At 72.1% G+C, this 25,643-nt stretch carries 22 protein-coding genes; 17 read left to right on the top strand and 5 right to left on the bottom strand.

Annotated elements, in window-relative coordinates; genetic code table 11:
- The first annotated feature begins 88 nt into the window (after positions 1–88).
- The 9 genes from tsf to rlmN all read left to right on the top strand — a co-directional run bounded on the left by tsf (position 89) and on the right by rlmN (position 12,280).
- A complete protein-coding gene (gene tsf / locus NUV38_RS03365; protein ID WP_257727756.1) occupies positions 89–904 on the top strand; it encodes a translation elongation factor Ts in 816 nt (271 codons plus the stop codon).
- Between the two features lie 109 nt (positions 905–1,013).
- Positions 1,014–1,793 (top strand): UMP kinase, encoded by a 780-nt coding sequence (gene pyrH, locus NUV38_RS03360; protein WP_200914549.1) that lies wholly within the window; start codon positions 1,014–1,016, stop codon positions 1,791–1,793.
- Positions 1,793–2,347: a ribosome recycling factor gene (frr, locus tag NUV38_RS03355; RefSeq protein WP_200914550.1), complete on the top strand. Its 555-nt coding sequence runs from the start codon at positions 1,793–1,795 to the stop codon at positions 2,345–2,347. Before pyrH ends, frr begins: the two co-directional genes overlap by 1 nt.
- On the top strand, positions 2,337–3,218 hold the full coding sequence (locus NUV38_RS03350) for a phosphatidate cytidylyltransferase (RefSeq protein ID WP_257727755.1): 882 nt from the start codon (positions 2,337–2,339) through the stop codon (positions 3,216–3,218). Before frr ends, NUV38_RS03350 begins: the two co-directional genes overlap by 11 nt.
- 107 nt (positions 3,219–3,325) lie before the next feature.
- Positions 3,326–6,703 carry a DUF2126 domain-containing protein gene (locus tag NUV38_RS03345; RefSeq protein WP_257727754.1) on the top strand — a complete coding sequence of 1,126 codons (3,378 nt, stop codon included), beginning with the start codon at positions 3,326–3,328 and terminating at the stop codon, positions 6,701–6,703.
- Positions 6,700–9,168: a circularly permuted type 2 ATP-grasp protein gene (locus NUV38_RS03340; RefSeq protein WP_257727753.1), complete on the top strand. Its 2,469-nt coding sequence runs from the start codon at positions 6,700–6,702 to the stop codon at positions 9,166–9,168. The genes NUV38_RS03345 and NUV38_RS03340 overlap by 4 nt, the downstream gene beginning before the upstream one ends.
- Complete coding sequence (locus tag NUV38_RS03335; RefSeq protein WP_257727752.1) at positions 9,165–10,037, top strand: transglutaminase family protein; 873 nt, start codon at positions 9,165–9,167, stop codon at positions 10,035–10,037. Before NUV38_RS03340 ends, NUV38_RS03335 begins: the two co-directional genes overlap by 4 nt.
- A gap of 53 nt (positions 10,038–10,090) precedes the next feature.
- Complete coding sequence (locus tag NUV38_RS03330; protein ID WP_257727751.1) at positions 10,091–11,089, top strand: putative zinc-binding metallopeptidase; 999 nt, start codon at positions 10,091–10,093, stop codon at positions 11,087–11,089.
- 63 nt (positions 11,090–11,152) lie between these two features.
- Positions 11,153–12,280: a 23S rRNA (adenine(2503)-C(2))-methyltransferase RlmN gene (rlmN, locus tag NUV38_RS03325; protein ID WP_257727750.1), complete on the top strand. Its 1,128-nt coding sequence runs from the start codon at positions 11,153–11,155 to the stop codon at positions 12,278–12,280.
- Between the two features lie 10 nt (positions 12,281–12,290).
- Here the strand turns inward: rlmN and NUV38_RS03320 are convergent, their stop codons facing one another.
- Entirely contained in the window at positions 12,291–13,991 is a 1,701-nt protein-coding gene (locus tag NUV38_RS03320; RefSeq protein ID WP_257727749.1) for a TIGR03767 family metallophosphoesterase, read from the bottom strand.
- A 104-nt stretch (positions 13,992–14,095) separates the two neighbouring features.
- On the opposite strand from NUV38_RS03320, the gene NUV38_RS03315 reads away from it, so the two are divergent.
- Positions 14,096–14,863, top strand: coding sequence for an enoyl-CoA hydratase (locus tag NUV38_RS03315; protein WP_257727748.1), 768 nt, complete (start codon positions 14,096–14,098; stop codon positions 14,861–14,863).
- Positions 14,863–15,303: an AMP-binding protein gene (locus tag NUV38_RS03310; RefSeq protein WP_257727747.1), complete on the top strand. Its 441-nt coding sequence runs from the start codon at positions 14,863–14,865 to the stop codon at positions 15,301–15,303. The genes NUV38_RS03315 and NUV38_RS03310 overlap by 1 nt, the downstream gene beginning before the upstream one ends.
- A 691-nt stretch (positions 15,304–15,994) precedes the next feature.
- On the opposite strand, the gene NUV38_RS03305 is transcribed toward NUV38_RS03310, so the two are convergent.
- The 3 genes from NUV38_RS03305 to NUV38_RS03295 are packed head-to-tail and all read right to left on the bottom strand — an operon-like array spanning position 15,995 to position 18,839.
- Positions 15,995–16,975, bottom strand: a complete 981-nt coding sequence (locus tag NUV38_RS03305; protein ID WP_257727746.1) for an SDR family NAD(P)-dependent oxidoreductase — start codon at positions 16,973–16,975, stop codon at positions 15,995–15,997.
- 56 nt (positions 16,976–17,031) lie between these two features.
- Complete coding sequence (locus NUV38_RS03300; protein ID WP_257727745.1) at positions 17,032–17,682, bottom strand: response regulator transcription factor; 651 nt, start codon at positions 17,680–17,682, stop codon at positions 17,032–17,034.
- Complete coding sequence (locus tag NUV38_RS03295) at positions 17,679–18,839, bottom strand: sensor histidine kinase (protein WP_257727744.1); 1,161 nt, start codon at positions 18,837–18,839, stop codon at positions 17,679–17,681. Before NUV38_RS03295 ends, NUV38_RS03300 begins: the two co-directional genes overlap by 4 nt.
- Before the next feature lie 132 nt (positions 18,840–18,971).
- Here NUV38_RS03295 and NUV38_RS03290 point away from each other — a divergent pair, with 132 nt between their 5' ends.
- The 5 genes from NUV38_RS03290 to ispG all read left to right on the top strand — a co-directional run bounded on the left by NUV38_RS03290 (position 18,972) and on the right by ispG (position 24,527).
- Positions 18,972–19,898 (top strand): ATP-binding cassette domain-containing protein, encoded by a 927-nt coding sequence (locus NUV38_RS03290; protein ID WP_257727743.1) that lies wholly within the window; start codon positions 18,972–18,974, stop codon positions 19,896–19,898.
- Complete coding sequence (locus tag NUV38_RS03285) at positions 19,895–20,695, top strand: ABC transporter permease subunit (protein WP_257727742.1); 801 nt, start codon at positions 19,895–19,897, stop codon at positions 20,693–20,695. Before NUV38_RS03290 ends, NUV38_RS03285 begins: the two co-directional genes overlap by 4 nt.
- 66 nt (positions 20,696–20,761) lie before the next feature.
- A complete protein-coding gene (dxr, locus tag NUV38_RS03280; RefSeq protein WP_257727741.1) occupies positions 20,762–22,009 on the top strand; it encodes a 1-deoxy-D-xylulose-5-phosphate reductoisomerase in 1,248 nt (415 codons plus the stop codon).
- The gene (locus NUV38_RS03275; RefSeq protein ID WP_257727740.1) at positions 22,006–23,334 is read left to right on the top strand and encodes an RIP metalloprotease; all 1,329 of its coding nucleotides are present in this window, start codon (positions 22,006–22,008) and stop codon (positions 23,332–23,334) included. The genes dxr and NUV38_RS03275 overlap by 4 nt, the downstream gene beginning before the upstream one ends.
- A 59-nt stretch (positions 23,335–23,393) precedes the next feature.
- On the top strand, positions 23,394–24,527 hold the full coding sequence (gene ispG, locus NUV38_RS03270; protein ID WP_257727739.1) for a flavodoxin-dependent (E)-4-hydroxy-3-methylbut-2-enyl-diphosphate synthase: 1,134 nt from the start codon (positions 23,394–23,396) through the stop codon (positions 24,525–24,527).
- 17 nt (positions 24,528–24,544) lie between these two features.
- On the opposite strand, the gene NUV38_RS03265 is transcribed toward ispG, so the two are convergent.
- Positions 24,545–25,033 (bottom strand): universal stress protein, encoded by a 489-nt coding sequence (locus NUV38_RS03265; protein WP_257727738.1) that lies wholly within the window; start codon positions 25,031–25,033, stop codon positions 24,545–24,547.
- A gap of 88 nt (positions 25,034–25,121) precedes the next feature.
- On the opposite strand from NUV38_RS03265, the gene NUV38_RS03260 reads away from it, so the two are divergent.
- A partial coding sequence (locus tag NUV38_RS03260; protein ID WP_257727737.1) for a DUF4081 domain-containing protein occupies positions 25,122–25,643 on the top strand: 522 nt, incomplete at its 3' end.

Genomic DNA, 25,643 nt, shown 5'->3' with positions numbered 1-25,643 from the left:
TGTGGGGGGGGGGGGGGGGCGCGGCCCCCCCCCCCCCCCCCCCACCCCACCACCTGCCACCACCACGATCAGGGAAGAGACCACGCACATGGCCATTGCTGCCGCAGACGTGAAGAAGCTCCGCGACGCCACGGGCGCCGGGATGATGGACGCCAAGAAGGCCCTCACCGAGGCCGACGGCGACTTCGACAAGGCCGTCGAGATCCTGCGGATCTCCGGTGCGGCCAAGGCCGCCAAGCGTGGCGCCGAGCGTGAGGCCTCGTCCGGCCTCGTCGCCAACACCGGCACCGCCATCGTCGAGCTCAACTCCGAGACCGACTTCGTCGCCAAGAACGAGCAGTTCATCGAGCTCGCCGAGCGCCTGGCCACCGCGGCCGACGCCAGCAAGCCCGAGAGCGCCGAGGCCTTCGCCAAGACGACCCTCGACGACGGCAAGACCGTCGAGGAGACCGTCAGCGCCCTCGCCGCCGTCATCGGCGAGAAGATCGAGCTCGGCCGCGTGGCCGCGTTCGACGGCCAGGTCGCCGTCTACCTCCACCGTCGTGCCAGCGACCTCCCGCCGGCCGTCGGCGTGCTCGTCGAGTACACGGGCGACGACCTCGACGCCGCCCGCGGCGCCGCCATGCAGATCGCGGCCATGCGCCCGCGCTACCTCACCCGTGAGGACGTGCCCGCCGACATCGTCGCCAAGGAGCGCGAGATTGCCGAGGCCACGGCCCGCGAGGAGGGCAAGCCCGAGCAGGCGATCGAGAAGATCACCGAGGGTCGCGTCAACGGCTTCTTCAAGGACGTCGTGCTGCTCGACCAGCCGTCCGTCACCGACAACAAGAAGACGGTCAAGGCCGTGCTCGACGCCGCCGGCGTGAGCATCACGCGCTTCGCGCACATCGAGATCGGCGCCTGAGCGCAGGAGCCGACCCACGCACGACCACAGGAAGGACCGGAGCATCGTGAGCATCCACCAGACGAACGGTGACCCGGCCGACCCCCGTGGCGTGCAGGGCAGCACGGAGCTGTCGACGGCGGACGCCGGGACCCCAGGTCCCGGCGTCCGTCGCGTGCTGCTGAAGCTGTCCGGCGAGGTCTTCGGCGGCGGGAGCATCGGCATCGACCCCGACGTCGTCAACGCCATCGCCCGCCAGGTCGCCGAGGCCGTCCGCGAGGGCGCCCAGGTGGCGATCGTCGTCGGTGGCGGCAACTTCTTCCGCGGCGCCGAGCTCAGCCAGCGCGGCATGGAGCGGTCCCGCGCCGACTACATCGGCATGCTCGGTACCGTCATGAACAGCCTCGCCCTGCAGGACTTCATCGAGAAGCAGGGCATCGACACCCGGGTGCAGTCGGCCATCACCATGGGGCAGGTCGCCGAGCCGTACATCCCCCGGCGCGCCATCCGGCACCTCGAGAAGGGCCGCGTCGTGATCTTCGGCGCCGGAGCGGGCATGCCCTACTTCAGCACCGACACCGTCTCGGCCCAGCGTGCGCTCGAGATCAAGGCCGACGCGGTGCTCATGAGCAAGAGCGGCGTCGACGGGGTCTACTCCGCCGACCCGCGCACCGACGCATCGGCGCGACGCTTCGAGGAGATCACCTTCGCCGAGGCCCTGCGCCTCGGCCTCAAGGTGGTCGACGCGGCCGCGTTCGCGCTGTGCATGGAGAACGACCTGCCCATGATCGTGTTCGGCATGGAGGGCGAGGGCAACATCGCCCGCGTGCTGCGTGGTGAGAGGATCGGGACGCTGGTCCACGGTGGGACCGGACCACTCAACGGGACGACTACAGGAGACGCATCGTGATCGACCAGACCCTGCGCGAGGCCGGCAGCAAGATGGACAAGGCCGTCGAGCACACCCGCGAGGAGTTCGCCGCGATCCGCACCGGTCGCGCGCACCCGGCGATGTTCGCCCAGATCACGGCCGAGTACTACGGCACCCCCACGCCGCTGCAGCAGCTGGCGGGCTTCCAGGTGCCGGAGCCCCGCACGGTCATCATCAGCCCCTACGACCAGGGCGCGAAGAGTGCGATCGAGAAGGCCATCCGCGAGTCCGACCTCGGCGTCAACCCGTCCGACGACGGCAAGGTGCTGCGCGTGACCCTGCCCGAGCTCACCGAGGAGCGGCGCAAGGAGTACATCAAGCTCGCGCGCTCCAAGGCCGAGGAGGGCCGGGTGGCCGTGCGCGGTGTCCGCCGCAGCGCCAAGCAGGCCATGGACAAGGCCGAGAAGGACTCCGAGATCAGCCAGGACGACAACACCGGCGCCGAGAAGCGGCTCGACGGGCTGACCAAGCAGCACGTGGACCAGATCGACGAGATGCTCAAGAACAAGGAAGCCGAGCTCCTTGAGGTCTGAGGAGCCCGCCCCCACGGACGGACCCCTGAACGAGACCGACCCCGCGGTGGCGCAGAAGAAGAGCCGCGCCGGGCGCAACCTGCCGGCGGCGATCGCCGTCGGTGCCGCGCTCGGCGGCACGGTCGTGGCGTCGCTGTTCCTCTTCAAGGACCTGTTCGTCGCCGTCGTCGTGCTCGCGCTCGGCGTCGGTCTGTGGGAGCTGGCCAGGGCCCTCGGCAAGGCCGGGATCACCGTCCCGTTCCTGCCCGTGCTCACCGGCGGCACCCTCATGCTGCTCGGCGCCTACTACGGCGGCATGGAGACCGCGGCCGTCGCGATGGCCCTCACCGTCATCGGCACCCTCGTGTGGCGACTCTCCGACGGCGCCGACGGCTTCGTGCGCGACGCGAGCGCCGGCCTGTTCTGCCTGTCCTACCTGCACCTCATGGGCGTCTTCGTCATGCTCATGCTCGTCGAGGACGACGGACCCTGGCGCATCGTCGCGTTCATCGTGGCCACGGTCGCCTCCGACATCGGCGGCTACATCGCCGGCGTCCTGTTCGGCAAGCACCCCATGGCCCCGACCATCAGCCCCAAGAAGTCCTGGGAGGGCTTCACCGGCTCGCTCGTCTTCGGCATCGGTGCGGGCATCGGCACCGTGGTGCTCGGGCTTGACGGCGACTGGTGGGTCGGCGTCCTGCTCGGCGTCGCTGGCGTCGTCATGGCCACGCTGGGCGACCTCTCGGAGTCCCTCGTCAAGCGCGACCTCGGCATCAAGGACATGGGCGACCTGCTCCCCGGCCACGGCGGTCTCATGGACCGGCTCGACTCCCTCATCGCCGTCGCCCCCGTCGCGTGGCTGATCCTGCACTACCTGGTCACGCCTGCTTGATCTGCCGCCCACGGCCCGGCACCCCCGCCGGGCTGATCCGCCGCCCGGCCGGGCAGCCCGGTCGGTGCCGTCACGGCCGTGAAACAGGCATGAGGCAGGCTTGCGCCATGTCGATCAAGGTCTCGCTCCGCCACCGCACGACCTACCGGTTCGACCGCCCCGTCGCCCTGGGCCCGCACGTCGTGCGGCTGCGTCCCGCGCCGCACAGCCGCACGCCCATCGACGCCTACGCGATGAAGGTCTCGCCGGCCGAGCACTTCGTCAACTGGCAGCAGGACCCCTTCGGCAACTGGCAGGCGCGGCTCGTGTTCCCCGAGAAGGTCACCGAGCTGGACATCGACGTCTCGCTCGTCGCCGACCTCATGGTGATCAACCCGTTCGACTTCTTCGTCGAGGAGTACGCCGAGACCTTCCCGTTCACCTACGAGCCCCAGCTGGCGGCTGACCTCGCCCCCTACCTGCGCCCGGTCGGGGAGCGCGAGGCCGACGCCGGTCCCGGACCGGTCGTCTCCCAGTGGCGCGACACCCTCCCTGACCTCCCCGACGACGGCGTGCCGCTCGTGCAGTTCCTCGCCGGGCTCAACGACGCCGTCCACCGCGACGTCGCCTACACCGTGCGCATGGAGCCGGGGGTGCAGACGCCCGACGAGACGCTCACGCGGGCGATCGGCTCGTGCCGTGACAGCGCCTGGCTCCTCGTGTCGCTGCTGCGCCAGTACGGGCTCGCTGCGCGGTTCGTCTCGGGCTACCTCGTGCAGCTGGCCCCGGACCCGCTGGTCGCGGCGCAGGCCCTCGACGGGCCGGCGGGTGCCACCGAGGACTTCACCGACCTGCACGCGTGGGCCGAGGTCTTCGTGCCGGGCGCCGGCTGGGTCGGCCTGGACCCGACGTCGGCGCTGTTCGCGGGGGAGGGCCACATCCCGCTCTCGGCCACGCCCCACCCGTCGTCGGCCGCTCCCATCACGGGTGCGCTGGAGCCGGCGGAGGTGGAGTTCTCGTTCGTCAACGAGGTGACCCGCGTCCACGAGGACCCCCGGGTCACGCTCCCGTACACCGACGCCCAGTGGCAGCGCGTCGACGCGGTGGGGGCCGACGTCGACGCCCGGCTCGACACCGGCGAGGTGGGCCTCACGATGGGGGGCGAGCCCACCTTCGTGAGCGTCGACGACATGACCTCGGCGCAGTGGAACACCGACGCCGACGGTGACGAGAAGCGCGTCCTCGCCACCGAGCTCGCCGAGCGTCTGCGCCAGGTGTACGCCGCCGGTGGGCTCGTCCACCGCGGGCAGGGCAAGTGGTACCCGGGCGAGCCCCTGCCGCGCTGGCAGATCTCGATGCAGTGGCGCACCGACGGTGAGCCGTTGTGGAGCGCGCCGGACCTGCTGTGCGACCCGTGGGCCGAGAACGAGGCCGTCGAGCACGGCACGGCCGAGCGGCTGGCGCACGAGGTCGCGCGCTCGCTCGGGCTCCCGGCCGAGCAGGTGCTGCCGGCGTGGGAGGACCCGTTCGCCGTGCTCGCGCACGACGTGTCGCGTCCCGACGGACCCCGCCCTGACTCCATCGGTCCCGACGGGGCGGAGCAGGTCCCCGACGTGGGCCTCGTGGCCGAGCTCGACGCCGCCGTGGAGCGTCCGACCGGCTGGGTGCTGCCGCTGGCCACGGGGGAGACGTGGCGCAGCCCTGCCTGGCGCTTCCGGCGCGGTCGGCTCGTGCTGCTGCCCGGCGACTCCGCCGTCGGTCTGCGCCTGCCGCTGGACTCGATCACGTGGACCGACCCCGAGGCGTCGGGCGATCCGTCCTACCTCGAGGCCGGACCGGCCCTCGTGCCCGGCGTGCCCGACGTCGTGGTCGTCGATCCCGACGAGCAGCCCACCACGGCGCTCGCCTTCGAGGTCCGTCCCGGCAGCGAGGACGGGGCCGAGGTCCTGCACGTCTTCCTGCCACCCACCGAGCGGCTGGAGGACTACGCCGACCTGCTGCACGTGGTCGAGGCCGCCGCCGTCGCCGTCGGGACACCGGTCGTGGTCGAGGGCTACGGCCCGCCGCCGGATCCTCGCCTGACCCAGCTGAGCGTCACCCCCGACCCGGGTGTCATCGAGGTCAACGTGCACCCGACCCGCTCGTGGGCCGAGCTGAGCGCGCTGACCGACACGCTGTACGACGCCGCTCGGCGCACCCGCCTCGCGACGGAGAAGTTCGACCTCGACGGCCAGCACACCGGCACCGGCGGCGGCAACCACATCACGCTCGGCGGCACGACCCCGGCGCACTCGCCCCTCCTGCGTCGTCCCGACCTCCTCGTGAGCCTGCTGACCCACTGGCAGCGACACCCCTCGCTGTCCTACCTCTTCTCGGGGCGGTTCATCGGTCCGACGAGCCAGGCGCCGCGCTTCGACGAGGGTCGTCCCGAGGCGGTCTACGAGATGGAGATCGCGATCTCCGAGGTGCACCGCCTGGCCGCCGAGGCGGCGGAGAAGGACGAGCCCGTGCGCCCGTGGCTGGTCGACCGCGCCCTGCGGCACCTGCTCACCGACCTCACCGGCAACACCCACCGCGCGGAGTTCTGCATCGACAAGCTGTACAGCCCCGACTCGTCGCGCGGCCGCCTGGGACTGCTCGAGCTGCGCGGCTTCGAGATGCCTCCGCACCCGCAGATGGCGCTCGTGCAGGCCCTGCTCGTGCGAGCTCTCGTGGCGCGGTTCTGGGAGTCGCCCAGCACCGATCCGCTCGTGCGGTGGGGCTCGGCCCTGCACGAGGACTTCCTGCTGCCCCAGGGAGCGATCCGCGACGTCGACGCCGTGGTGGGCGACCTGCAGGCCCACGGGATCGCGTTCGAGCGGTCCTGGCTCGACCCCTTCGTGGAGTTCCGCTTCCCGCGGATCGGCCTCACCCAGGTGGCCACGCCCGCCGGTCAGGTCGAGCTGGAGCTGCGCAGCGCCATCGAGCCGTGGCACGTGCTGGGCGAGGAGGCCACGGGCGGGGGGACGTCGCGGTACGTCGACTCCTCCGTGGAGCGGCTGCAGGTGACGGTTCGCGGCATCTCGCGGTCGAGCCACCTCGTCACGTGCCAGGGTGTTCCCGTGCCCCTCACCCCGACCGGCGTGCCCGGTGAGTACTACGCGGGCGTCCGGTACCGGGCGTGGCAGCCGTGGTCGGCGCTGCACCCCTCGATCCCGGTGCACTCGCCACTGCACCTCGAGGTCGTCGACGTGGCGTCCGGCCTCGCGCTCGGCGGCTGCACCTACCACGTGGTGCACCCGGGTGGCCGTGCCTACGACCACCCGCCGGTCAACGCTCAGGAGGCCGAGGCGCGTCGGTCGAGCCGTTTCGTCACCCAGCCGGCCGGCACCGGCCCGGTCGACGTCGGCGCGCTCGTCGAGGCGGGTCGTCGCGCCCACAGCGACGAGTACCCCCACACGCTCGACCTGCGCCGGGTGCCCCCGGCTGGGGTGCCGGGCCCTGGGCGGCCGATGACATCGCCATGACGGTCCTGCGCGACTACGCGTCGGAGGTCGGCCAGCCGACCCTCGACGCCGCCCCCAGCCGCTACGACGAGGTCGTCGACGCCGACGGCTCCCTGCGGCCGGCGTGGCGCAGCATCGCCGCGAGCGCCCTCGAGATCACCGCGCCGCAGCTGCGCCGCGTGCACCGGGACATCGGTCGGTTCCTCGGCGACGACGGCGTCACCTACGGCCGTCCGGGGGAACCGCGGTCCACGTGGCGGCTCGACCCGCTCCCGCTCGTGCTGTCGCCGCAGGACTGGGCCCCGCTCGAGGTGGGGCTGGCCCAGCGTGCCGAGCTGCTGAACGCGCTGCTCGCCGATCTCTACGGCCCTCGGACGGTGCTGGCCGACGGCATCCTTCCGCCCGAGCTGGTGTACGCCCACCAGGGCTACCTGCGCGTGGCAGCACGAGCCTCCTCCCGCGACGAGCGTCCGCTCCTCGTCACGGCCACCGACGTGGCCAGGTCGCCGGGCGGTGAGTGGGTGGTCGTGGCGGACCGTGCTCAGGCACCGTCGGGCCTCGGGTACGCGATGGAGAATCGGCACGTCATCTCGCGCGTGCTGCCCGAGATGTACCGCGAGGCCGGGCTGCACCAGGTGGGGCCGTTCATCCAGGCGCTGCGCTCGACCCTCATGCAGGCCGCTCCCGACCACGTGGCGGACCCGCGGGTCGTGGTGCTCACGCCCGGGTCGTCGTCGGAGACGGCGTTCGACCAGGCCCACCTGGCGTCGAGCCTGGGCTTCCCGCTCGTGCAGGGCAACGACCTCGTGGTGCGTTCCGGGGCGGTGTGGATGCGCGTGTTCGGTCGACTCGAACGGGTCGACGTGGTCCTGCGGAGGGTCGACGCCTCCTGGTGCGACCCCCTCGAGCTCCGTGGCGACTCCCAGCTGGGCGTGCCGGGGCTGCTGGAGGCGGTCCGCCGCGGGAACGTGCGCATCGTCAACGGCCTCGGGTCTGGTCTGCTGGAGAATCCCGCCCTCCTGCCGTACATGTCGCAGCTGTGCGAGCGTCTGCTCGACGAGCCCCTCCGTCTCGCGTCGGTCCCCACCTACTGGCTCGGGGATCCGTCCTCGCTCGCGTTCGTCCGCAAGCACGTCGACGAGCTGACCGTCCGCTCCATCGACCGCAGCGTCGACGTCGAGCACCTCGGTCCCGACGAGCTGCTCCGCCAGGTCGAGGCCGCGCCGCACCGGTTCGCCGCGCAGGAGCTGCCCGCCTGGTCCCAGGCGCCCCGGCTCACCGGAGGTGCGGTGCGGCCCCAGTCGGTGGCGCTGCGGGCGTTCACGCTGCGCTACGGCTCCTCCTACCGACCGCTGCTCGGCGGGCTCGCCTCGGTGCTGGAGGGCGGCCGCACGGTCTCGAGCAAGGACGTGTGGGTGCTCAAGGAGAGCGCGGACGACCCCGACCAGCACCTGGCCGAGATCCTGCCCGTCACGTCGTCGAGCAACGTCACCCCGCCGGTGCCGCGCGTGCTGGAGGACCTGTTCTGGTTCGGTCGGTACGCCGAGCGCGCCGAGGACACGCTGCGGCTGGTGCTGGTCGCGCACGCGCTGGCCGAGGACTACCGCAGCCGGCCGTACAGCTCCGGCGGCGTCGCCCTGCGGGTGCTCCGGTCGGCGCTGCAGCAGCTGGTGCCAGGGACCTTCGACCTCACGGACCCGACGGCCATCGACGCCGACCTGCGTTCGGTGCTGCTCGACGCGGGGCGACCGGCCTCCGTGGCGCAGTCGTTCGCCGCCTTGCGCTCGGCCGCGCAGGGCGTGCGCGACCAGCTGTCGATCGACGTGTTCCGCGCCTTCGGCGCCACCGAGCGCGCCGCCGGGATGCTGGACGTCAACGACCACAGCCTGCAGGTCACCGAGAGCGCCGAGCGCATGCTCACGGGTCTGCTCGCCCTGCACGGCGCCACGGCGAACATGGTCCACGACGACGGGTGGCAGGTGCTCGAGGCGGGACGGTCCCTCGAGCGCTGCCTGCAGGTGGTCGTGCTGCTGCGTCGCTCGGTCACCGTGCGCCGCGGCATCGACGTGGACCGTCACCTGCACCAGGCGGTGCTGACGGCCACCGAGAGCGCCGTGACCCACCGTCGTCGCTACCGCGGGTTCGTGCGGGTCACCACCCTCGTCGAGCTGCTGCTCACCGACCCGGGCAACCCGCGGTCCCTGCGCTTCAACCTCGAGGCGCTGCGGCGGCACGTGGCGGCGCTGCCCGCCTCGACGGGATCGACCCGCCCGGAGCGACTCCTCGACGACCTCGCCGAGGAGCTCGACCGCGTCGACACCGCGACGCTCGTGCCCATCGAGGGCGAGGCGCGGCCGAACCTGGAGCGGCACCTGGACACCGTCGCCGTGCACCTGTCGCGCTTCGCGGAGGCGTTCGAGGCCATGCACCTGGCCGCAGCGCCGGCCCCGCGGTCGTTCGGCCTGGCGGGACGGGGGCCGGCATGAGGCTCGACGTCACCCATCGCACCACCTACGCCTACGACGACGACGTGACCGGCAGCTACGGCATCGGCTACCTGACCCCCCGCGAGCTGCCCTGGCAGCGCATCGAGCAGCACGAGGTCGTCGTCGACCCCACGCCGCTGGACCTCGCCACGGACGTCGACCACTACGGCAACACCGCCACGTTCTTCCAGCTCGACGAGGCCCATCGCGACCTCGTGGTGGTGGCGCGCAGCGTGGTGGAGGTCGACGTCCCGGTGGCGGACCCCGTCGCGCTGGCCGTGCCGTGGGAGCAGGCGCGGCCGACCGAGCGCCGTGACGTGCCGGACGCCTGGCAGGCGGTCGACCTCGCGCTCGCGTCGCCCTCGATCGACCATCCTGCTGCGGCCCACGCCTACGCGGCGGAGTCGCTGCGTCCCGGGCGTCCGCTGGGGGAGGCGGCACTGGAGCTGATGCACCGGATCTACGCGGACTTCGCGTACGAGCAGGGTGCGACGACCGTGACGACGACGATCTCGGACGTCCTGGAGGCCCGCGCAGGGGTGTGCCAGGACTTCGCGCAGCTGACCCTCGCGTGCCTGCGGTCGCACGGGCTCGCCGCCCGGTACGTGAGCGGCTACCTGGCGACCGAGCCGCCGCCGGGCAAGGAGCGGGTCCTGGGCGCCGACGCCACGCACGCGTGGGCTGCGGTGTGGGTGCCGGGCGGCGGCTGGCTCGCCCTCGACCCCACCAACGACCAGGCCGCGAACGAGCGCTACGTGACCGTCGCGTGGGGTCGCGAGTACGCCGACGTCCCGCCGCTGAAGGGCGTCATCTTCACCGAGGCGAAGACGTCGACGCTCAGCGTGGCCGTCGACGTCGTGCCGGTCTGAGATCACACCGGCCCGAGGTGCGCCGGGGGACCGCGGCCCGGATGATGGGGCCGGTGAAGGCCTTCTCCTGCCGTGTCTGCGGCAACCCCCTGTTCTTCGAGAACTCCGTGTGCGTCTCGTGCGGGACCGCGCTCGGCTACTCCCGCGTCGAGCACGAGATCGTGCCCGTCGACGAGGACGGCCGCTACGTCGACGCCGAGGGCCTCGTGTGGCACGTGTGCGTGAACCTCAACCTCTCCGGCTGCACGTGGCTGGCTCGGCTCGAGGGCGGCCAGTGCTTCAGCTGCGACCTCACCCGCACGCGACCGTCCGACGACGACCTCGAGGGGCTCTCGCAGTACCCGGTGGCCGAGGCCGCGAAGCGTCGCCTCGTGGTGGAGCTCGACGCGCGCGGCCTGCCCATCACGACGCGTGACGAGGACCCCGAGCAGGGCCTGTGCTTCGACATGCTGTCCAGCGTCGAGGAGAACGTGGTGATCGGCCACGCCGACGGCGTCATCACGATCGACCTCGCCGAGGGGGACGACGCGCACCGCAAGAAGGTGCAGGCCGAGCTGGCCGAGCCGTACCGCACGATGCTGGGGCACCTGCGGCACGAGGTGGGGCACTACTTCGAGTCCGTGCTGGTCCGTGGCGACGAGCGCATGACCGCGTGTCGAGAGCTGTTCGGCGACGAGTCGAAGGACTACCAGGCCGAGATCGACCGCCACTACGCCGAGGGACCGCCCGAGGACTGGCAGGAGTCCTACATCAGCACCTACGCGACGATGCACCCGTTCGAGGACTTCGCCGAGACCTTCGCGCACTGGATGCACATCGGTGACACCGTCGAGACAGCCCGCGCCTACGGGCTGACGACGGTCGACCCGACGGCGTTCAGCCTGTTCAGCGACCTGGTCCGGGGTGTCTGGGTGCCGTTGTCGACGGCGCTGAACCAGATCAACCGGGCGATGGGTGCCGACGACCTCTATCCCTTCGTGATCCCGGAGCCGGTGCTCACGAAGCTCGACTTCGTGGCCGATCTCGCCAAGGACCCCGTGCCCGCCACCTGACCCGCGTCACCGACCCCGTCCCACGTTTCGACACGGCTGGGGTCGGCCTGGGAGGATGGGCCGGTGAGCGAGCCCATCAAGACCCTGCCGCTCGTCCTCGAGCCTCCCCGTGGCCGCGGCAAGCCGCCGCGGCACCTCGCCGACTTCTCGGCCGAGGAGCGCAAGGCCGCGGCCGAGGAGCTCGGCCTGCCCGCGTACCGCGTCAAGCAGGTCGCGCACCACTACTTCGCCCGGCTGCAGCGCGATCCGGAGGCCATGACCGACCTGCCCGCCGCGCAGCGTGACGCGATCGCCGAGGCCCTGCTGCCTCCGTTGCTCACCTCGGTGCGCACGCAGGAGGCCGACAAGGGCGCGACCCGCAAGACGCTGTGGCGCCTGTTCGACGGTGCCCTCGTCGAGTCGGTGCTCATGCGGTACAGCGAGCGGGCGACGGTCTGCGTGTCGAGCCAGGCCGGCTGCGGCATGGCCTGCCCGTTCTGCGCCACCGGCCAGGGCGGGCTCCAGCGCAACATGAGCACCGCCGAGATCGTCGACCAGGTCGTCGACGCCGCCGCCGCGATGGCGAACGGGCTCGTGGCGGGCGGCCCCGGCCGTCTCTCCAACGTCGTGTTCATGGGCATGGGAGAGCCGCTCGCCAACTACAAGGCCCTGGTCGGTGCGGTGCGACGCATGACGTCGTCCGCCCCCGACGGCCTCGGCATGTCGGCCCGCAACATCACGGTGAGCACCGTCGGCCTCGCCCCGCGCATGCGCCAGCTGGCCGACGAGGGCGTGCCGGTCACGCTCGCGCTCTCGCTGCACGCCCCCGACGACGAGCTGCGCGACGAGCTGGTGCCGATCAACACGCGGCACAGCGTCGACGACGCGGTCTCGGCGGCGCGCTACTTCTTCGACGTGACCGGACGCCGGGTGTCCATCGAGTACGCCATGATGCGCGACATCAACGACCAGGCGTGGCGCGCGGACAAGCTGGCCGACGTCCTCATCGCCCATGGCGGCCGAGCCTGGGTGCACGTGAACCTGATCCCGCTCAACGAGGTTCCCGGCTCGCAGTTCACCCGCTCCCGCGACGAGGACATGGACGAGTTCGTGCGGCGTCTCGACGCGCGGGGCATCAGCACCACCATCCGTGACACCCGCGGCGACGAGATCGACGCCGCCTGCGGCCAGCTCGCCGCCACCGGCGACTGACTCCTGCGGCTCAGGCCAGCGGGTTCGGCAGCACCAGCTCGGTGTTGCGGTCGGCTGCCTTGCCCTCGTAGCCGGCGGTGCGCTGCTGGGGGTCGTTGGCGGCGAGCTCGCGCGAGAGTGACGCCAGCTCGACGGTGCTCGCGAGCCCGGAGTGCTGCTCGGCTCCGGCGTGGTCGACCATCGTCGTGAAGATCGAGAGCGTGCCGTCGCGGTTGTCGACGAGCTCCACGAGCCGCGACTGCTGCGGGAAGTCGACGTGCGAGGCGCAGCTCATCTCGTAGAACCCGCCTGAGCCGTCGGGGCGGGCGTGTGCCGTGATCGCGTTCTTGTGCGTGTGCCCGTTCACCCACGCCACCACGTTCGGGTGCACCAGCAAGGTCGAGACGACGGCCGGACCGAGCACGCGGACCTGCGCGTCGCCGCCCGTGAGCACGAGCGGGTTGGTCATCGTGGCCGACGTGTGGTGGCTGAAGACCATGACGTACCGGTCGGTCGACGCCGCGAGCACCTGCTCCAGCCACGCCGCCTGCGCCGCGTCGATGGAGCCGTCGGCGTACCCGTTGGGGTTCACGGTGTCGAGGACGACACAACGGAGGGAGCCCTGGTCGAACGTGTAGTACGCCGTGCCCTTCGACCGGTTCTCCGCCGTGAAGCCGTGGCCCACCGGGGCGCCGCTGGTCCGGAAGTGCTCGTCCACGACCTGCTTGCGGGTCAACGAGCGCCGCGCCGGGTCGGCCGAGACCAGGCGTGCCGACAGCAACGAGAGGGCTCCCAGCAGCGGCGTGGCGTTCGCGGTGCGGAGCGCGTCGAGGACGTCGGCCTGGGACAGCCCGGGCGGCAGGCTGGTCGCCTTGAGCGGGCCGGTGCCGACCAGGCCGAGGGGGAGGGTCTGCGGGAAGTTGCCCTGCACGAGGCCGTCGTGGTTGCCGAACACCGAGTACCAGGGCATCGAGAGACCCTCGGGGGTGAACGGCCGGCGTGCGGCGTCGAGCAGGCCGTTCTTCGCCGGGAACCCGTAGCGCGAGCGGTACTGGTCGTTCTTCCCGCCCTCGGGGTGCCAGTAGTGCGTGTCGGACGTGCCGCTGTCGTGCACGCCCTCCCACCGGTTCGGGTTGCCCGAGTCGGGCCGGACCGGCCGACCGCCGTCGAGGACGTCGATGTTCCAGCGGACCTCGTTGTACTGGCAGTTGTCGGAGTTGTCGCCGGTCTGGATCGCGAACGCCAGCGGGCTGCCGGTGACCGGTCCCGCGGTCACGTCGTTGACGGCGCGGACCATCGCGTCGCTCGTCTGGGCCGTGAGCATCTCCTGGGGCCGGTAGCTCGACGTGAGGAGCCCGCCGAGCGTGGGGTCGCCGGGGGAGTAGGCGTCGTCGAGACGGTCGAGGTACTCCACGCGCATCGGGGACTGCGCGTCGATCACGTGCACGTCGGTGAGGTGGACGAACGAGACCACGGCCTGGCGGCCGGTGGCCCGCGCGTCGCCCGGGGTCGCCCCGAGATCGGCCCGGACGACGTGCGGCTCCCCGCCAGCCGTCACCAGACGCGCGTACCCACCGGGACCGGGGGTGCCGCGCACGAGGCGTCCCGCCAGCGTGGTGCCCGCCGACGAGGCCGGCGACACCGCCGCCCGCGAGATCGACGGCAGGCCGACCACGGCCGCCGTGCCGAGCAGGGTTCCGGAGCGCAGCAGTGCGCGACGAGTGACCGTCATGCCCCCACCAACGACGCGATGTGCTCCAGGTCACGTCGGACAGGTCGTGCGGAGCGCCGCCGGCGCGGTCGGTAGCGTGGCCGCGAGCCGACCGAAGGAGCACCATGCTGGGAGTCCACCGTGACGGCGACGTCGTCGTCCTGGAGCTGCAGCGCGAAGAGCGTCGCAACGCCCTGAACCTCGACCTGTGCCGCGCGATCGACGAGGCGGCGCGCGACGCCGTCGGTGACGGACCGGCGGCCGGGGGAGCCCGGGCGATCGTCATCACCGGTCAGGGCACCGCGTTCTGCTCCGGCGCCGACCTCGGCGGCGTGTACGGGGAGGTGGGGGCACCTCCCGCGAGCTCTGCGAGTGGGGGATTCCTGGAGGCGCTGTACGGCATGCTGCACGGCCTGGCGCTGCTGCCGGTCCCCATCGTCGCCGCCGTCAACGGGCCCGCCATCGGCGCGGGGACGCAGCTGGCCATCGCGTGCGACCTGCGCGTGGGTGACGACACCGCGCGGTTCGGAGTGCCGACCGCGCGCAACGGCATGGCGGTGGACGCCTGGACCATCCGCACGCTCGCGGCGCTCTCCGGCACCGGTCCGGCGCGTCGGATGATGCTCGCCGGCGAGCTGATCGACCGCGACGAGGCCCTGTCGCACGGACTGGTCGACCGCGCCGGGACCCTGGACGACGCCCTAGCCTGGGCGCACGAGATCGCCACGCTGGCGCCGCTCACGCTCGCCCACAACAAGCTCGTGCTCAACGGCACCCATCACGACGATGCGGCGATCGAGCAGAGCTTCCGCGACGTGTGGGCCAGCGACGACGTGCGTGAAGCCGCCCAGGCGCGTGCCGAGAAGCGCACGCCCGTGTTCCGGGGACGCTGATGGCCAGCCTCGGCTTCGACCTGCTGGACCGGCACGTCGTCAGCGGCGGTGCGGACGACCCGGCGGCAGGTCGCCTCACCTTCGCCCGACTCCTGGAGCGGTCCGCGTCGCTCGCGTCCGGACTCGGCATGCTCGGGGTGCGCCCCGGTGACGAGGTGGGCGTCCAGGTCGACGACGTCGACCGGGTCCTCGTGGTGTGCGCCTGCATCCGCATCGGGGCCCTGCCCGCTCCCGACGGCGTGGTGGTCGTGGTCGCCGGCGACGACGGACCCGTGGTGCGGGTCGGCGACGACGTGCACCCGCTCGACCTGGTCCGGCAGGCCGGGTCGGGTGATGCCGCGATGGCCCTGGCCGACGACACCGAGGGCTATCGCGACGCGGTCCTGCGGCACGCGGCCGACGTCGTCGAGCCGTTGTTGGAGCGTCGCCCCGTCCTCTGAGCGGGCCGCTGCTGCGTCGCTTCGGCTGGGGGTTCGCGCACTGCTGCGTCGCTCCTGGTGGGCGTTCGCTCGATGCTGCCTCGCTGTGGCTTCGCGTTCTCCTGCGGCTGCGTCGCTGTGGCTGCGAGTCGCCCTGCTCTCCGAAAGAGCCTCGGCCGGAGCGGGGGTTCTCGGCTCGGCTGGGTCTGCGGGGCGCGGCCACGATTCTTCATCTGTGCGGGATCCACGCACGATGCTTCCTTCGCGTGGACCGTGCCTCGCGAAGGAAGCATCGTGGCGACGAAAAAGGCCCCGTACGGGCAGTGATTCTCCTTCTGCGTGGAACGGTCAGCGCAAAGGGAGAATCCCTGCCCACCCGCCGCACGAGACGCCCCGGCGGACGCAGGATTCTGCCTTCGCGCGCGGAAGCCCGAACGATGCTGCGTTCACGACCGAATCCCGCAGCGAACGCAGCATCCTTCGCCCCCACACGCACGAACGCAGAACCTTGCGTCCCCCGAGCCACGCTCCGAGTGCCCGCCCGAGCCCGGACCCGTCCGCCGGTCGAGGCCCTTTCGGAGCGCAGGTCCACTCGCAGCCACAGCGACGCAGCAGCAAGGCACGACCCGGCCACAGCGACGCAGCAGCGCGTGCAGGCCCAGCGGAGGCGGCGGATCGTCCACATCCCTCGAGACGACCGGCAGGGGAGGGCTCAGGAGCCCTCGACGTCGAGTCCGGCCCAGGTGGCCACGCGGTCCCAGACACGGCGTCGAAGAGCCGGGTCCTCCTTCGGCCACGGGGCGTAGTGCGGCGAGCGACGTCGGCGGTCGCACCAGAACCCGTCCTGCCCGGTCCGCGACGTCGGCACCGCCGCCAGCCACACCATCGTGTCGGCGCCCTCGGCCGCGGTGCGCAGCACCGGACCCACCAGCCTCGCGAAGCCGGGCAGGGAGTCGGTGATGCCGGGCGTCTGCGCCCAGCCGGGGTGCATCGAGTGGCTCGGCAGCTGCGGGTGCCTCTGGGCGAGCAGCTCGGCCACGACGACCTGCAGCCGCTTCGTGCGGGCGTAGGCGCGCACGCCGTCGTAGATGCCCTCGCGGTACTGCAGGTCGTCCACGAGTGCCTCCGTGAGCGGGGCGGTGTACATGCCTCCGGACGAGACCCACACGACGCGCCCGTCGTCGGCCGCCTCGAGCAGCGGACGGACGAGCTCGGTGAGCAGGAGCGGGCCGAGCACGTGCGTGGCGAGCGTCAGCTCGTGACCCTGCGCCGACTCCGTGCGCTCGGTCGGCATGACGCCGGCGTCGTGCACGATCGCGTGCAGCGCGCCGAGGTCGGCCCGAAGACGCTCCGCGTAGCGGCGCACGTCGTCGAGGTCGCTGACGTCGCACACCTCCTCGCGGAGCTCGGCCGACGGCAGCGAGCGGCGGATCTCGACGGCGGCGTCGGCCAGGCGGTCGGCCTTGCGTCCCACCAGGTGCACGGTGGCGCCGAGCTCGGCGAGTCCCGTGGCCGCCGCGGCGCCCAGGCCACCGCTCGCTCCCGTCACGACCACGTGGCGGCCCCGGAGCGAGTCGGGCTCGGGGTCGGCCGGCCACCAGCGACGACGCAGCCGTGGTCCGATGCTGGAGTACCCGGGCAGCACCGTCTTGTCGAGGATCGTGTCGGCCAGGTCGGTCAGCGTCGAGGACATGCCTCCACGCTAGAGAGGTGGGTCGCCGCAGGCACCTCCAGTCGACGTGCCGTGCGCTACAGGAGGCCCGCGTCGTGCATGGTGATGGCCACCTGCACGCGGTTCACGGCGTCCAGCTTGGTGAACAGGTGGGAGATGTGCGCCTTCACGGTCGCGAGGCTCAGGTGCAGCTCCGAGGCGATCTCGGCGTTGGACGCGCCTCGCCCGATCGCCCGCGCGACGTCGCGCTCGCGGTCGGTCAGCGAGGCCACCAGCTCGGCGGCCCGCGTCTCGCGGCCGTCGCCCGAGCCGTCCGTCACCTGCTCGATGAGTCGCCGGGTGATCGCCGGCGACAGCGCCGGCTCGCCGGAGGTCACCGTGGCGATGGCCTCGACGATCTGCGCCGGCGGGGTGTCCTTCAGGAGGAACCCGTGCGCCCCTGCGGCCAGCGCCCGCACGACGTAGTCGTCGGCGTCGAAGGTGGTCAGCACCAGGACGCGCGGCGCGGAGTGCAGGGCGACGATCGCGGCGGTCGCGTCGATCCCGTCCATCACCGGCATCCGCAGGTCCATCAGCACCACGTCGACGTCGCCCTCGCGGACCCGGGCGACCGCCTCGCGGCCGTTCGACGCCTCGGCGACGACCTCGAGCTCGTCGGACCCGCCGAGCATGAGCGCCAGGCCGGCGCGCACCAGTGCGTCGTCGTCGACGAGGAGCAGCCGGGTCACGCCGGCCACGGTACCCACGCCTCGAGCACGTAGCGCTGGTCGGGCGTCACCTTCTGCGTCAGCCGACCGCCGGCGAGCTCCACCCGCTCCCGCAGGCCCACCAGGCCCAGGCCGGCCCCCGGTGGTGGCGCCGTGGTGCGGGTGGTGCCGACGCGCAGCGGGTTGGTCACGACGGCTCGCACGCCCGCTCCGCCCTCGGCATCCACGCGGACCGTGACGGCGGTGTCGGTCGCGTGCTTGTGCGCGTTGGTGAGGCCCTCCTGCACGACGCGGAAGATCGTGCGGCCCTCCGCGTCGGGAACGTCGTCGAGATCACCGTCCACCGACAGGTCGACGCGCATCCCGGCACGCGCCCACTCCTCCACGAGGATCCGCAGGTCGCCCGCGGACGGCTGCGGCAGCTCGGGGGCCGCGTCGCCGGGACCGTCGCGGAGCACGCCGAGCACACCCCGCAGCTCGGTCATGGCCTGGTGGGCCGTCTCCTGGATCGTGCGGGCGGCCTCACGCACCTGCTCCGGCGGGAGGTCGTCCCGGTAGGCCAGCGCCCCCGCGTGCATGGTGACCAGCGAGATCCGGTGCGCGAGCACGTCGTGCATCTCCCGGGCGATGCGCGTGCGCTCGGCGCCGCGGGCCTGCGCCACCTTCGCCGCCTGCTCCGCCTCGGCGATCTCGGCCCTGGAGCGGAGCGTGGCCAGCAGCTCACGTCGCGACCCGACGTAGAGCCCCACCGCCACCATGAGGCCGATGACGACGACGACCACGGCGGCGTCGAGTCGTGGGTCGGGCCCCGGGACCGGGTTGATGGCCACCACGACCGGGATCGTCAGTGCCACGACGATCGTGACGGGGACGATCTCGCGCCAGCGTCGGCGCGTGGCCAGCGACACGAGCGCGAGGCTCGCCGCGCCCCCGGAGCTGAACGACACGATGCTCACGACGTTGGTGACGAGGGCGGTCGCCACCGGGAAGCGGTGCCGCCACCGGAAGGCGGCCACCGTGCTGACGACCCCGATCGCGATGTCGGCAGCGAACCATCCGGGCGCGTTGGCGAGCTGCCACGGTGCGAGCTCGACCCACGACAGCGCGGTGATCGCGAGCACGAGCAGGAGTCGCCAGACCTGCCCCCATCGCGTCACGGTCGGGGGCGGGGGGTTCACCGGCGTCACGCTACCGACGTGGGTGCGGGGCCTGCCACGTCCACCCGGCCGACGAGGCTCATACTTTCGGCGACCGGATCGTGGCTGCGTGGCGGATGCCCACGACGCACGACGTCGGGCAGGCTGGGGGTCATGATCCAGGTCCAGAACCTCACCAAGACGTACGCCGGCTTCACCGCCGTCGACGACGTCAGCTTCACCTGTCGCCCAGGGGCCGTCACCGGCTTCCTCGGGCCGAACGGTGCCGGCAAGTCGACGACGATGCGCATCATGACCGGCCTCACCCCGGCCTCCGTCGGCCAGGCCCTCATCGACGGCGTCGACTACCGCGACATCCCCAACCCGGGCACGCAGGTCGGCGTGCTCCTCGACGCCTCGGCGCAGCACGCCGGCCGTACCGGCCGCGAGATCCTCACCCTGTCGGCCCTGACCATGGGTCTGCCCAGCAGCCGCGTCGACGAGATGCTCGAGCTCGTCAGCCTGAGCGACACCGAGTCCAGGCGCCGGGTGAAGAACTACTCGCTCGGCATGCGCCAGCGGCTCGGCATCGCCAACGCGCTGCTCGGCGATCCCAAGGTGCTCATCCTCGACGAGCCGGCCAACGGTCTCGACCCGGCCGGCATCCACTGGATGCGCAGCCTGCTGCGCCACTACGCCGACCGCGGCGGCACGGTGCTGCTGAGCTCGCACCTGCTGCACGAGATCGAGATCATCGCCGACGAGATCATCGTCATCGGCCACGGCAAGATCGTCGCCCAGGGCACGAAGGACGAGCTCATGCACCGCGCACGCGGCGGAGCGGACTCCACCTTCGTCCACTCGGTCGACGACGAGCAGCTGCAGAAGGCGCTCGTGGGCGCCGGGCAGCAGCCCACCGCCGTCCAGGGCGGCCTGCAGGTCGCCGTCGGCGCCGAGCAGGTCGGCCAGGCCGCCCTCGCGGCCGGCGTCGCCCTCGTCGAGCTCCGGCCCGCCGGAGGCGCGGGGCTCGAGGACATGTTCCTCGAGCTCACGTCCGCGACCCAGCGCGAGAAGACCATCACCGAAGGAGGCGTGGCATGAGCGCCACCACCGCAAGCCCGCTGCCCGCGTCGGTCTCCACCGACCGTCCCGGCATCCCGTTCGCCCGGCTCGTCCGGGTCGAGCTGCGCAAGATGTTCGACACCCGCGCCGGTCGCTGGCTGATGATCAGCATCGTCGTGCTGTCGCTGATCGCGGCCGTCTCGGTGATCGCGTTCGCTCCCGACAGCGTCATCTCCTACTCCGTCTTCGCGACCGCCTTCGGCGTGCCGCTCGGCATCCTGCTGCCGGTGGTGGCGATCCTGTCCGTCACGGGTGAGTGGAGCCAGCGCAGCGGCCTGACGACGTTCACCCTGGTGCCGCACCGCGGTTCGATCATCAACGCCAAGATCGTCGCCTCGGTGCTCGTCGGCATCATCTCCGTGCTGGTGGCCTTCGGGATCGGCGCGGTCGGCAACCTGGCCGGGGCCGCGATCAACGGCCTCGACGCCGACTGGGACGTCACGCTCACCCAGTTCCTGACCATCCTGCTGGCCAACATCCTGGGTCTGCTGCTGGGCTTCACCCTCGGCGCGCTGTTCCGCAACACGCCCGCCGCGATCGTCGGCTACTTCGTGTACGGGTTCGTCCTGCCGACCGTGTTCGGGATCCTGGCCGCGTTCCAGGACTGGTTCAAGGACCTGCAGCCGTGGATCGACTTCAACTTCTCGCAGAGCAAGCTGTTCGAGGGCAACCTCACCGGCGAGGAGTGGGCACAGCTGGGCACGTCCGGGGTCATCTGGTTCGTGATCCCGCTGGCGCTCGGCATCTGGCTGATCCGTCGGTCCGAGGTCAAGTGACCCGACGGCGATGAGACCTCCGGCGCCCGGGCGGGACACCCGGCGCCGGTGAGAGAGAATGGCGACATGCGAAAGCGTGTCGCCATTCTCGGTTCCACCGGCTCCATCGGTACCCAGGCCCTGGAGGTGGTCGAGGCCGCCCCGGAGCGGTTCGACGTGGTGGCGCTCGCAGCCGGCGGCTCGGACCCGGGCCTGCTGGCCGCCCAGGCGATCCGGCACGAGGTGGAGCTGGTCTCGGTGGCCAAGGCGACCGCCGCCCAGGACGTGCAGCTGGCGCTCTACGCCGAGGCCAAGCGACGCGGGTGGTCCGAGGGCGACCACCGCCTCCCGAAGCTGCTCGCCGGACCGGACGCCGCCACCGAGGTGGCCCGGGCCGACGTCGACGTCGTGCTCAACGGCATGACCGGGGCCGTGGGACTCAGGCCGACGCTGGCCGCGCTCGAGACCGGGACCACGCTCGCCCTCGCCAACAAGGAGTCCCTCATCGTCGGTGGCGACCTGGTCACCTCCCTTGCCGCACCGGGTCAGATCGTTCCGGTCGACTCCGAGCACTCGGCCATCGCTCAGGCCCTGCGTGGCGAACGGATCGAGGACGTCCAGCGCCTCCTGGTGACGGCCAGCGGTGGACCGTTCCGTGGGCGGACCCGCGACGAGCTGGCCGACGTCACGCCCGAGCAGGCCATGGCGCACCCCACGTGGGACATGGGTCCGGTCATCACGATCAACTCGGCCACGCTCGTCAACAAGGGTCTCGAGGTGATCGAGGCGCACCTGCTGTTCGGCATCGGCTTCGACCGCATCGACGTGGTCGTGCACCCGTCGTCGGTCGTGCACTCCATGGTCGAGTACGTCGACGGGTCGACGATGGTGCAGGCCTCGCCGCCCGACATGCGCCTGCCCATCGCCCTCGGGCTGGCCTGGCCCGAGCGCGTGCCCGGGTCGGCCCGGGCCTGCGACTGGAGTGCCCCGACCGCCTGGGAGTTCTTCCCTCTGGACGAGACCGCGTTCCCCGCCGTCCGCCTGGCGCGCCAGGCGGGGGAGCACGGTCGGACGGCGCCGGCGGTGCTCAACGCGGCCAACGAGGTGTGCGTCGACGCCTTCGTGGCCGGCGAGTTGGACTTCCTTGGCATCGTTGACACCGTGGGAGCGGTCCTGGCCGAGCACCTCGACGACCCCGACGTCGCCCACGCCGACCTGACCCTCGACCTCGTGCTCGAGGCCGACACCCGAGCCCGGGACCGGGCGAGGGCCCTGGTGGAGGAAGCTCCCATGCGATCGAACACCGTGACAGCACCGGGCGGGACCCGCGCATGATCGGGCTCATCTACGCCCTCGGCGTCGTCGTCTTCGTCCTCGGCGTCATCGCCTCGATCGCCCTGCACGAGCTCGGCCACCTGTACCCCGCGAAGAAGTTCGGCATCAAGGTCACGCAGTACTTCGTCGGGTTCGGCAACACCGTCTGGTCGTTCCGACGCGGCGAGACCGAGTACGGCATCAAGTCGATCCCGCTCGGCGGCTACGTGAAGCTCGTCGGCATGCTCCCGCCGGAGCGGCGGTCGCAGGAGGACGTGCCCGTCGGGGGAGAGGCGGCACCCGAACGCGTCCGCGACACGAACACCGGCCTGTTCACCCAGCTGGTCAGCGACGCCCGCCACGCCGAGTACGAGCTCGTCGACGAGGACGACGCCGACCGGCTGTTCTACAAGAAGCCGTGGTGGCAGAAGCTCATCGTGATGGCCGGCGGCCCCATGGTGAACGTGGCCATCGCGGTCGTGCTGTTCGCCGTCGTCCTCATGGGCTTCGGCGCGCTCACCCCCACCACCACCGTGGCGGCGGTCTCGGACTGTGCCATCACCGACGCAGAGGCCGGCCGCACGTGCACCGACGCCGACCCCGTCACGCCGGCCAAGCAGGCCGGTCTCCAGCCGGGGGACCGGTTCGTCTCGTTCAACGGCGAGCGGATCACCTCGTGGGAGCAGCTCTCGGGGCTCATCCGCGGCAACGGTGGCGACGAGGCGCGGATCGTCGTGGAGCGCGACGGTCGCGAGATCGCCGCGGAGGTGCCCACCACGGTCCTGGCCCGGGCATCGGTCGACGACCCCGAGCGCACCGAGCGGGTCGGGTTCCTCGGCGTCGAGCCCACCCAGAGCATGCAGCGGCAGGGCCCGGGCACCGTGGCCGAGGTGATGGGCGACCAGGTGGTCGCCACGGCCGACGCCATCGTCCACCTCCCGGTGCGGATGGTCGAGGTCACCAAGGCCGCCTTCGGTGCCGAGCGCCCGGCCGACGGACCGATCAGCGTGGTCGGCGCGAGCCGCGTGGCCGGCGAGCTGGTCACCGTCGACGAACCCACGTGGTCGGAGCGGGCGCAGCGGATCCTCGGTCTGCTCGCCTCGCTGAACCTCTTCCTCGCGCTGTTCAACTTCATCCCGCTGCTGCCGCTCGACGGTGGTCACATCGCCGGCGCGCTGTGGGAGGCGATCCGGCGGGGCTGGGCGCGGCTGCGGAGGCGTCCCGACCCCGGATACGTCGACGTGGCGAGGATGCTGCCGGTCGCCTATGTGGTGGGTGGCATCCTGATGGTCATGAGCGTCATCCTGATCTACGCCGACATCGTGAACCCGGTGAGCATCTCGTGACCGCGGCAGGGGTGCCGGGCCCTGGGCGGCCTGGAGCAGCACAGCCTGTATCGCTCGGCATGCCCGAGGCGCCGCCGCCCGTCCTCACGCCCCGGCGCAAGACCCGCAAGATCAAGGTCGGCAGCATCGACGTCGGCGGCGACGCCCCGGTGTCGGTGCAGTCCATGACCACGACGCTCACCTCCGACGTCAACAGCACCCTGCAGCAGATCGCCGAGCTGACGGCCGCCGGCTGCGACATCGTGCGCGTGGCCTGCCCCAGCCAGGACGACGCCGACGCGCTTCCCGACATCGCGCGCAAGTCGCAGATCCCCGTGATCGCCGACATCCACTTCCAGCCGAAGTACGTGTTTGCGGCCATCGACGCCGGCTGTGCCGCCGTGCGCGTGAATCCGGGCAACATCCGCAAGTTCGACGACCAGGTCGGCGCGATCGCGAAGGCCGCCAAGGACGCCGGGGTCTCGCTGCGCATCGGCGTCAACGCCGGCAGCCTCGACAAGCGCCTGCTCGAGAAGTACGGCAAGGCCACGCCCGAGGCGCTCGTGGAGTCGGCCGTGTGGGAGGCCTCGCTGTTCGAGGAGCACGACTTCCACGACTTCAAGATCTCGGTCAAGCACAACGACCCCGTGATCATGGTGAAGGCCTACGAGCTGCTCTCCGAGCGCGGCGACTGGCCGCTGCACCTCGGCGTCACGGAGGCCGGTCCGGCGTTCCAGGGCACGATCAAGAGCGCCGTGGCCTTCGGTCACCTGCTGGGCAACGGCATCGGCGACACGATCCGGGTCTCCCTGTCGGCACCGCCGGTCGAGGAGGTCAAGGTCGGCATCCAGATCCTGCAGTCGCTCAACCTGCGCCCCCGCAAGCTGGAGATCGTCTCGTGCCCGTCGTGCGGTCGCGCGCAGGTCGACGTCTACACGCTGGCCGAGCAGGTCACGGCCGGGCTCGACGGCCTCGAGGTCCCGCTGCGCGTGGCCGTCATGGGGTGCGTCGTCAACGGACCGGGCGAGGCTCGCGAGGCCGACCTCGGTGTCGCCTCGGGCAACGGCAAGGGCCAGATCTTCGTCAAGGGCGAGGTCATCAAGACCGTGCCCGAGAGCAAGATCGTCGAGACCCTCATCGAGGAAGCCATGCGCATCGCGGAGACGATGGAGCCCGTGGAGGGCGCCGCCGCCTCGGTCGACGTGTCGGGCTGAGGCCCGGACGACCGCCGCTAGTCGACCACGCTGTCGATCGGCCGTGACCGCGGCGAGGACGCGTCGTCCTGACCGCGCAGCACCAGCACGGGGCACGACGCGTGTCGGACCAGCCGGTCGCTGACCGAGCCGAGCAGCAGCCCGGCGAAGCCGCCCAGGCCGCGGGGACCGATCACGACCATGGTGGCGCCGTGCGACGCCTCGAGCAGGGTGTCGTCCGCGGGGCCGTGCACGGCCTCGAGCGTGACCGGCACGTCGGGGTGCGCCGCACGGGCCTCGGCGGTGTCGGCCTCGAGCGCGGCCTGCGTGGCGCGGCCCAGCTCGTCGACGCCCGGGACGAAGCCGGGGCGGGCATCGGCCGGGCGCGCGGCGGTGGAGATCGACCAGGCGCGCACGACGTGCACGGGCAGACCAGCGGCCTCGGCGTGGTCGAGCGCCCAGGCGAGGGCGGAGTCGGAGAAGCGGGAGCCGTCGTGACCGACGACGAGGGGACCGGGTGACGTCATGACTCATCGTAGGACGGCGTGGGATCACCTCCGGCGCTACGCTGACGAGGTCTCGGCACGCCGTGCTGCGGACGGACGGAGGTGCGCGATGACCCAGCTGGTCGACGCGCGTGCCGGCGCCGTGCCTGGAGACCAGGTGGTCCGAGCGCTGACCCCCGGTGACGTCCCCGACCTCGTGCGGCTCACCGCCCGCGATGCGCGAGCCAATCTCTTCGTCCGGCACCGCGTCGCGGAGACCGGGCTGCGCGACGTGCTGCTCGGCGGGTCGATCCTCGGCTGCTTCCGGGACGGCGTGCTCGTCGCCGCCTGCCACAGTGGCGCCAACCTCGTCCCGGTGCAGGCCGACGCGGCGGCGATCGACGGCTTCGCCGAGCACCTCCTGGCCGCCGACACGGGCCCCGGCGGACGGCGCAGTGCCTCGCTGGTGGGGCCCCAGGAGGCGGTGCTGCGGCTGTGGTCACGTCTGGAGGGGCTCTGGGGCCCGGCGCGCTCGGTCCGGGCCGACCAGCCGTTCCTCGCCATCGACCACGACCCTGCTCTGCCGGCGGTCCCGCGGGTCCGCCACCTGATTTTAGACGAGGTGGTCGGGCTGTTACCCGGCGCCGTGCGG

The sequence above is a fragment of the Aeromicrobium sp. 50.2.37 genome (genome assembly GCF_024655735.1).
Taxonomy (GTDB): Bacteria; Actinomycetota; Actinomycetes; order Propionibacteriales; family Nocardioidaceae; genus Aeromicrobium.
This window is presented reverse-complemented; position numbering and strand designations above follow the sequence as displayed.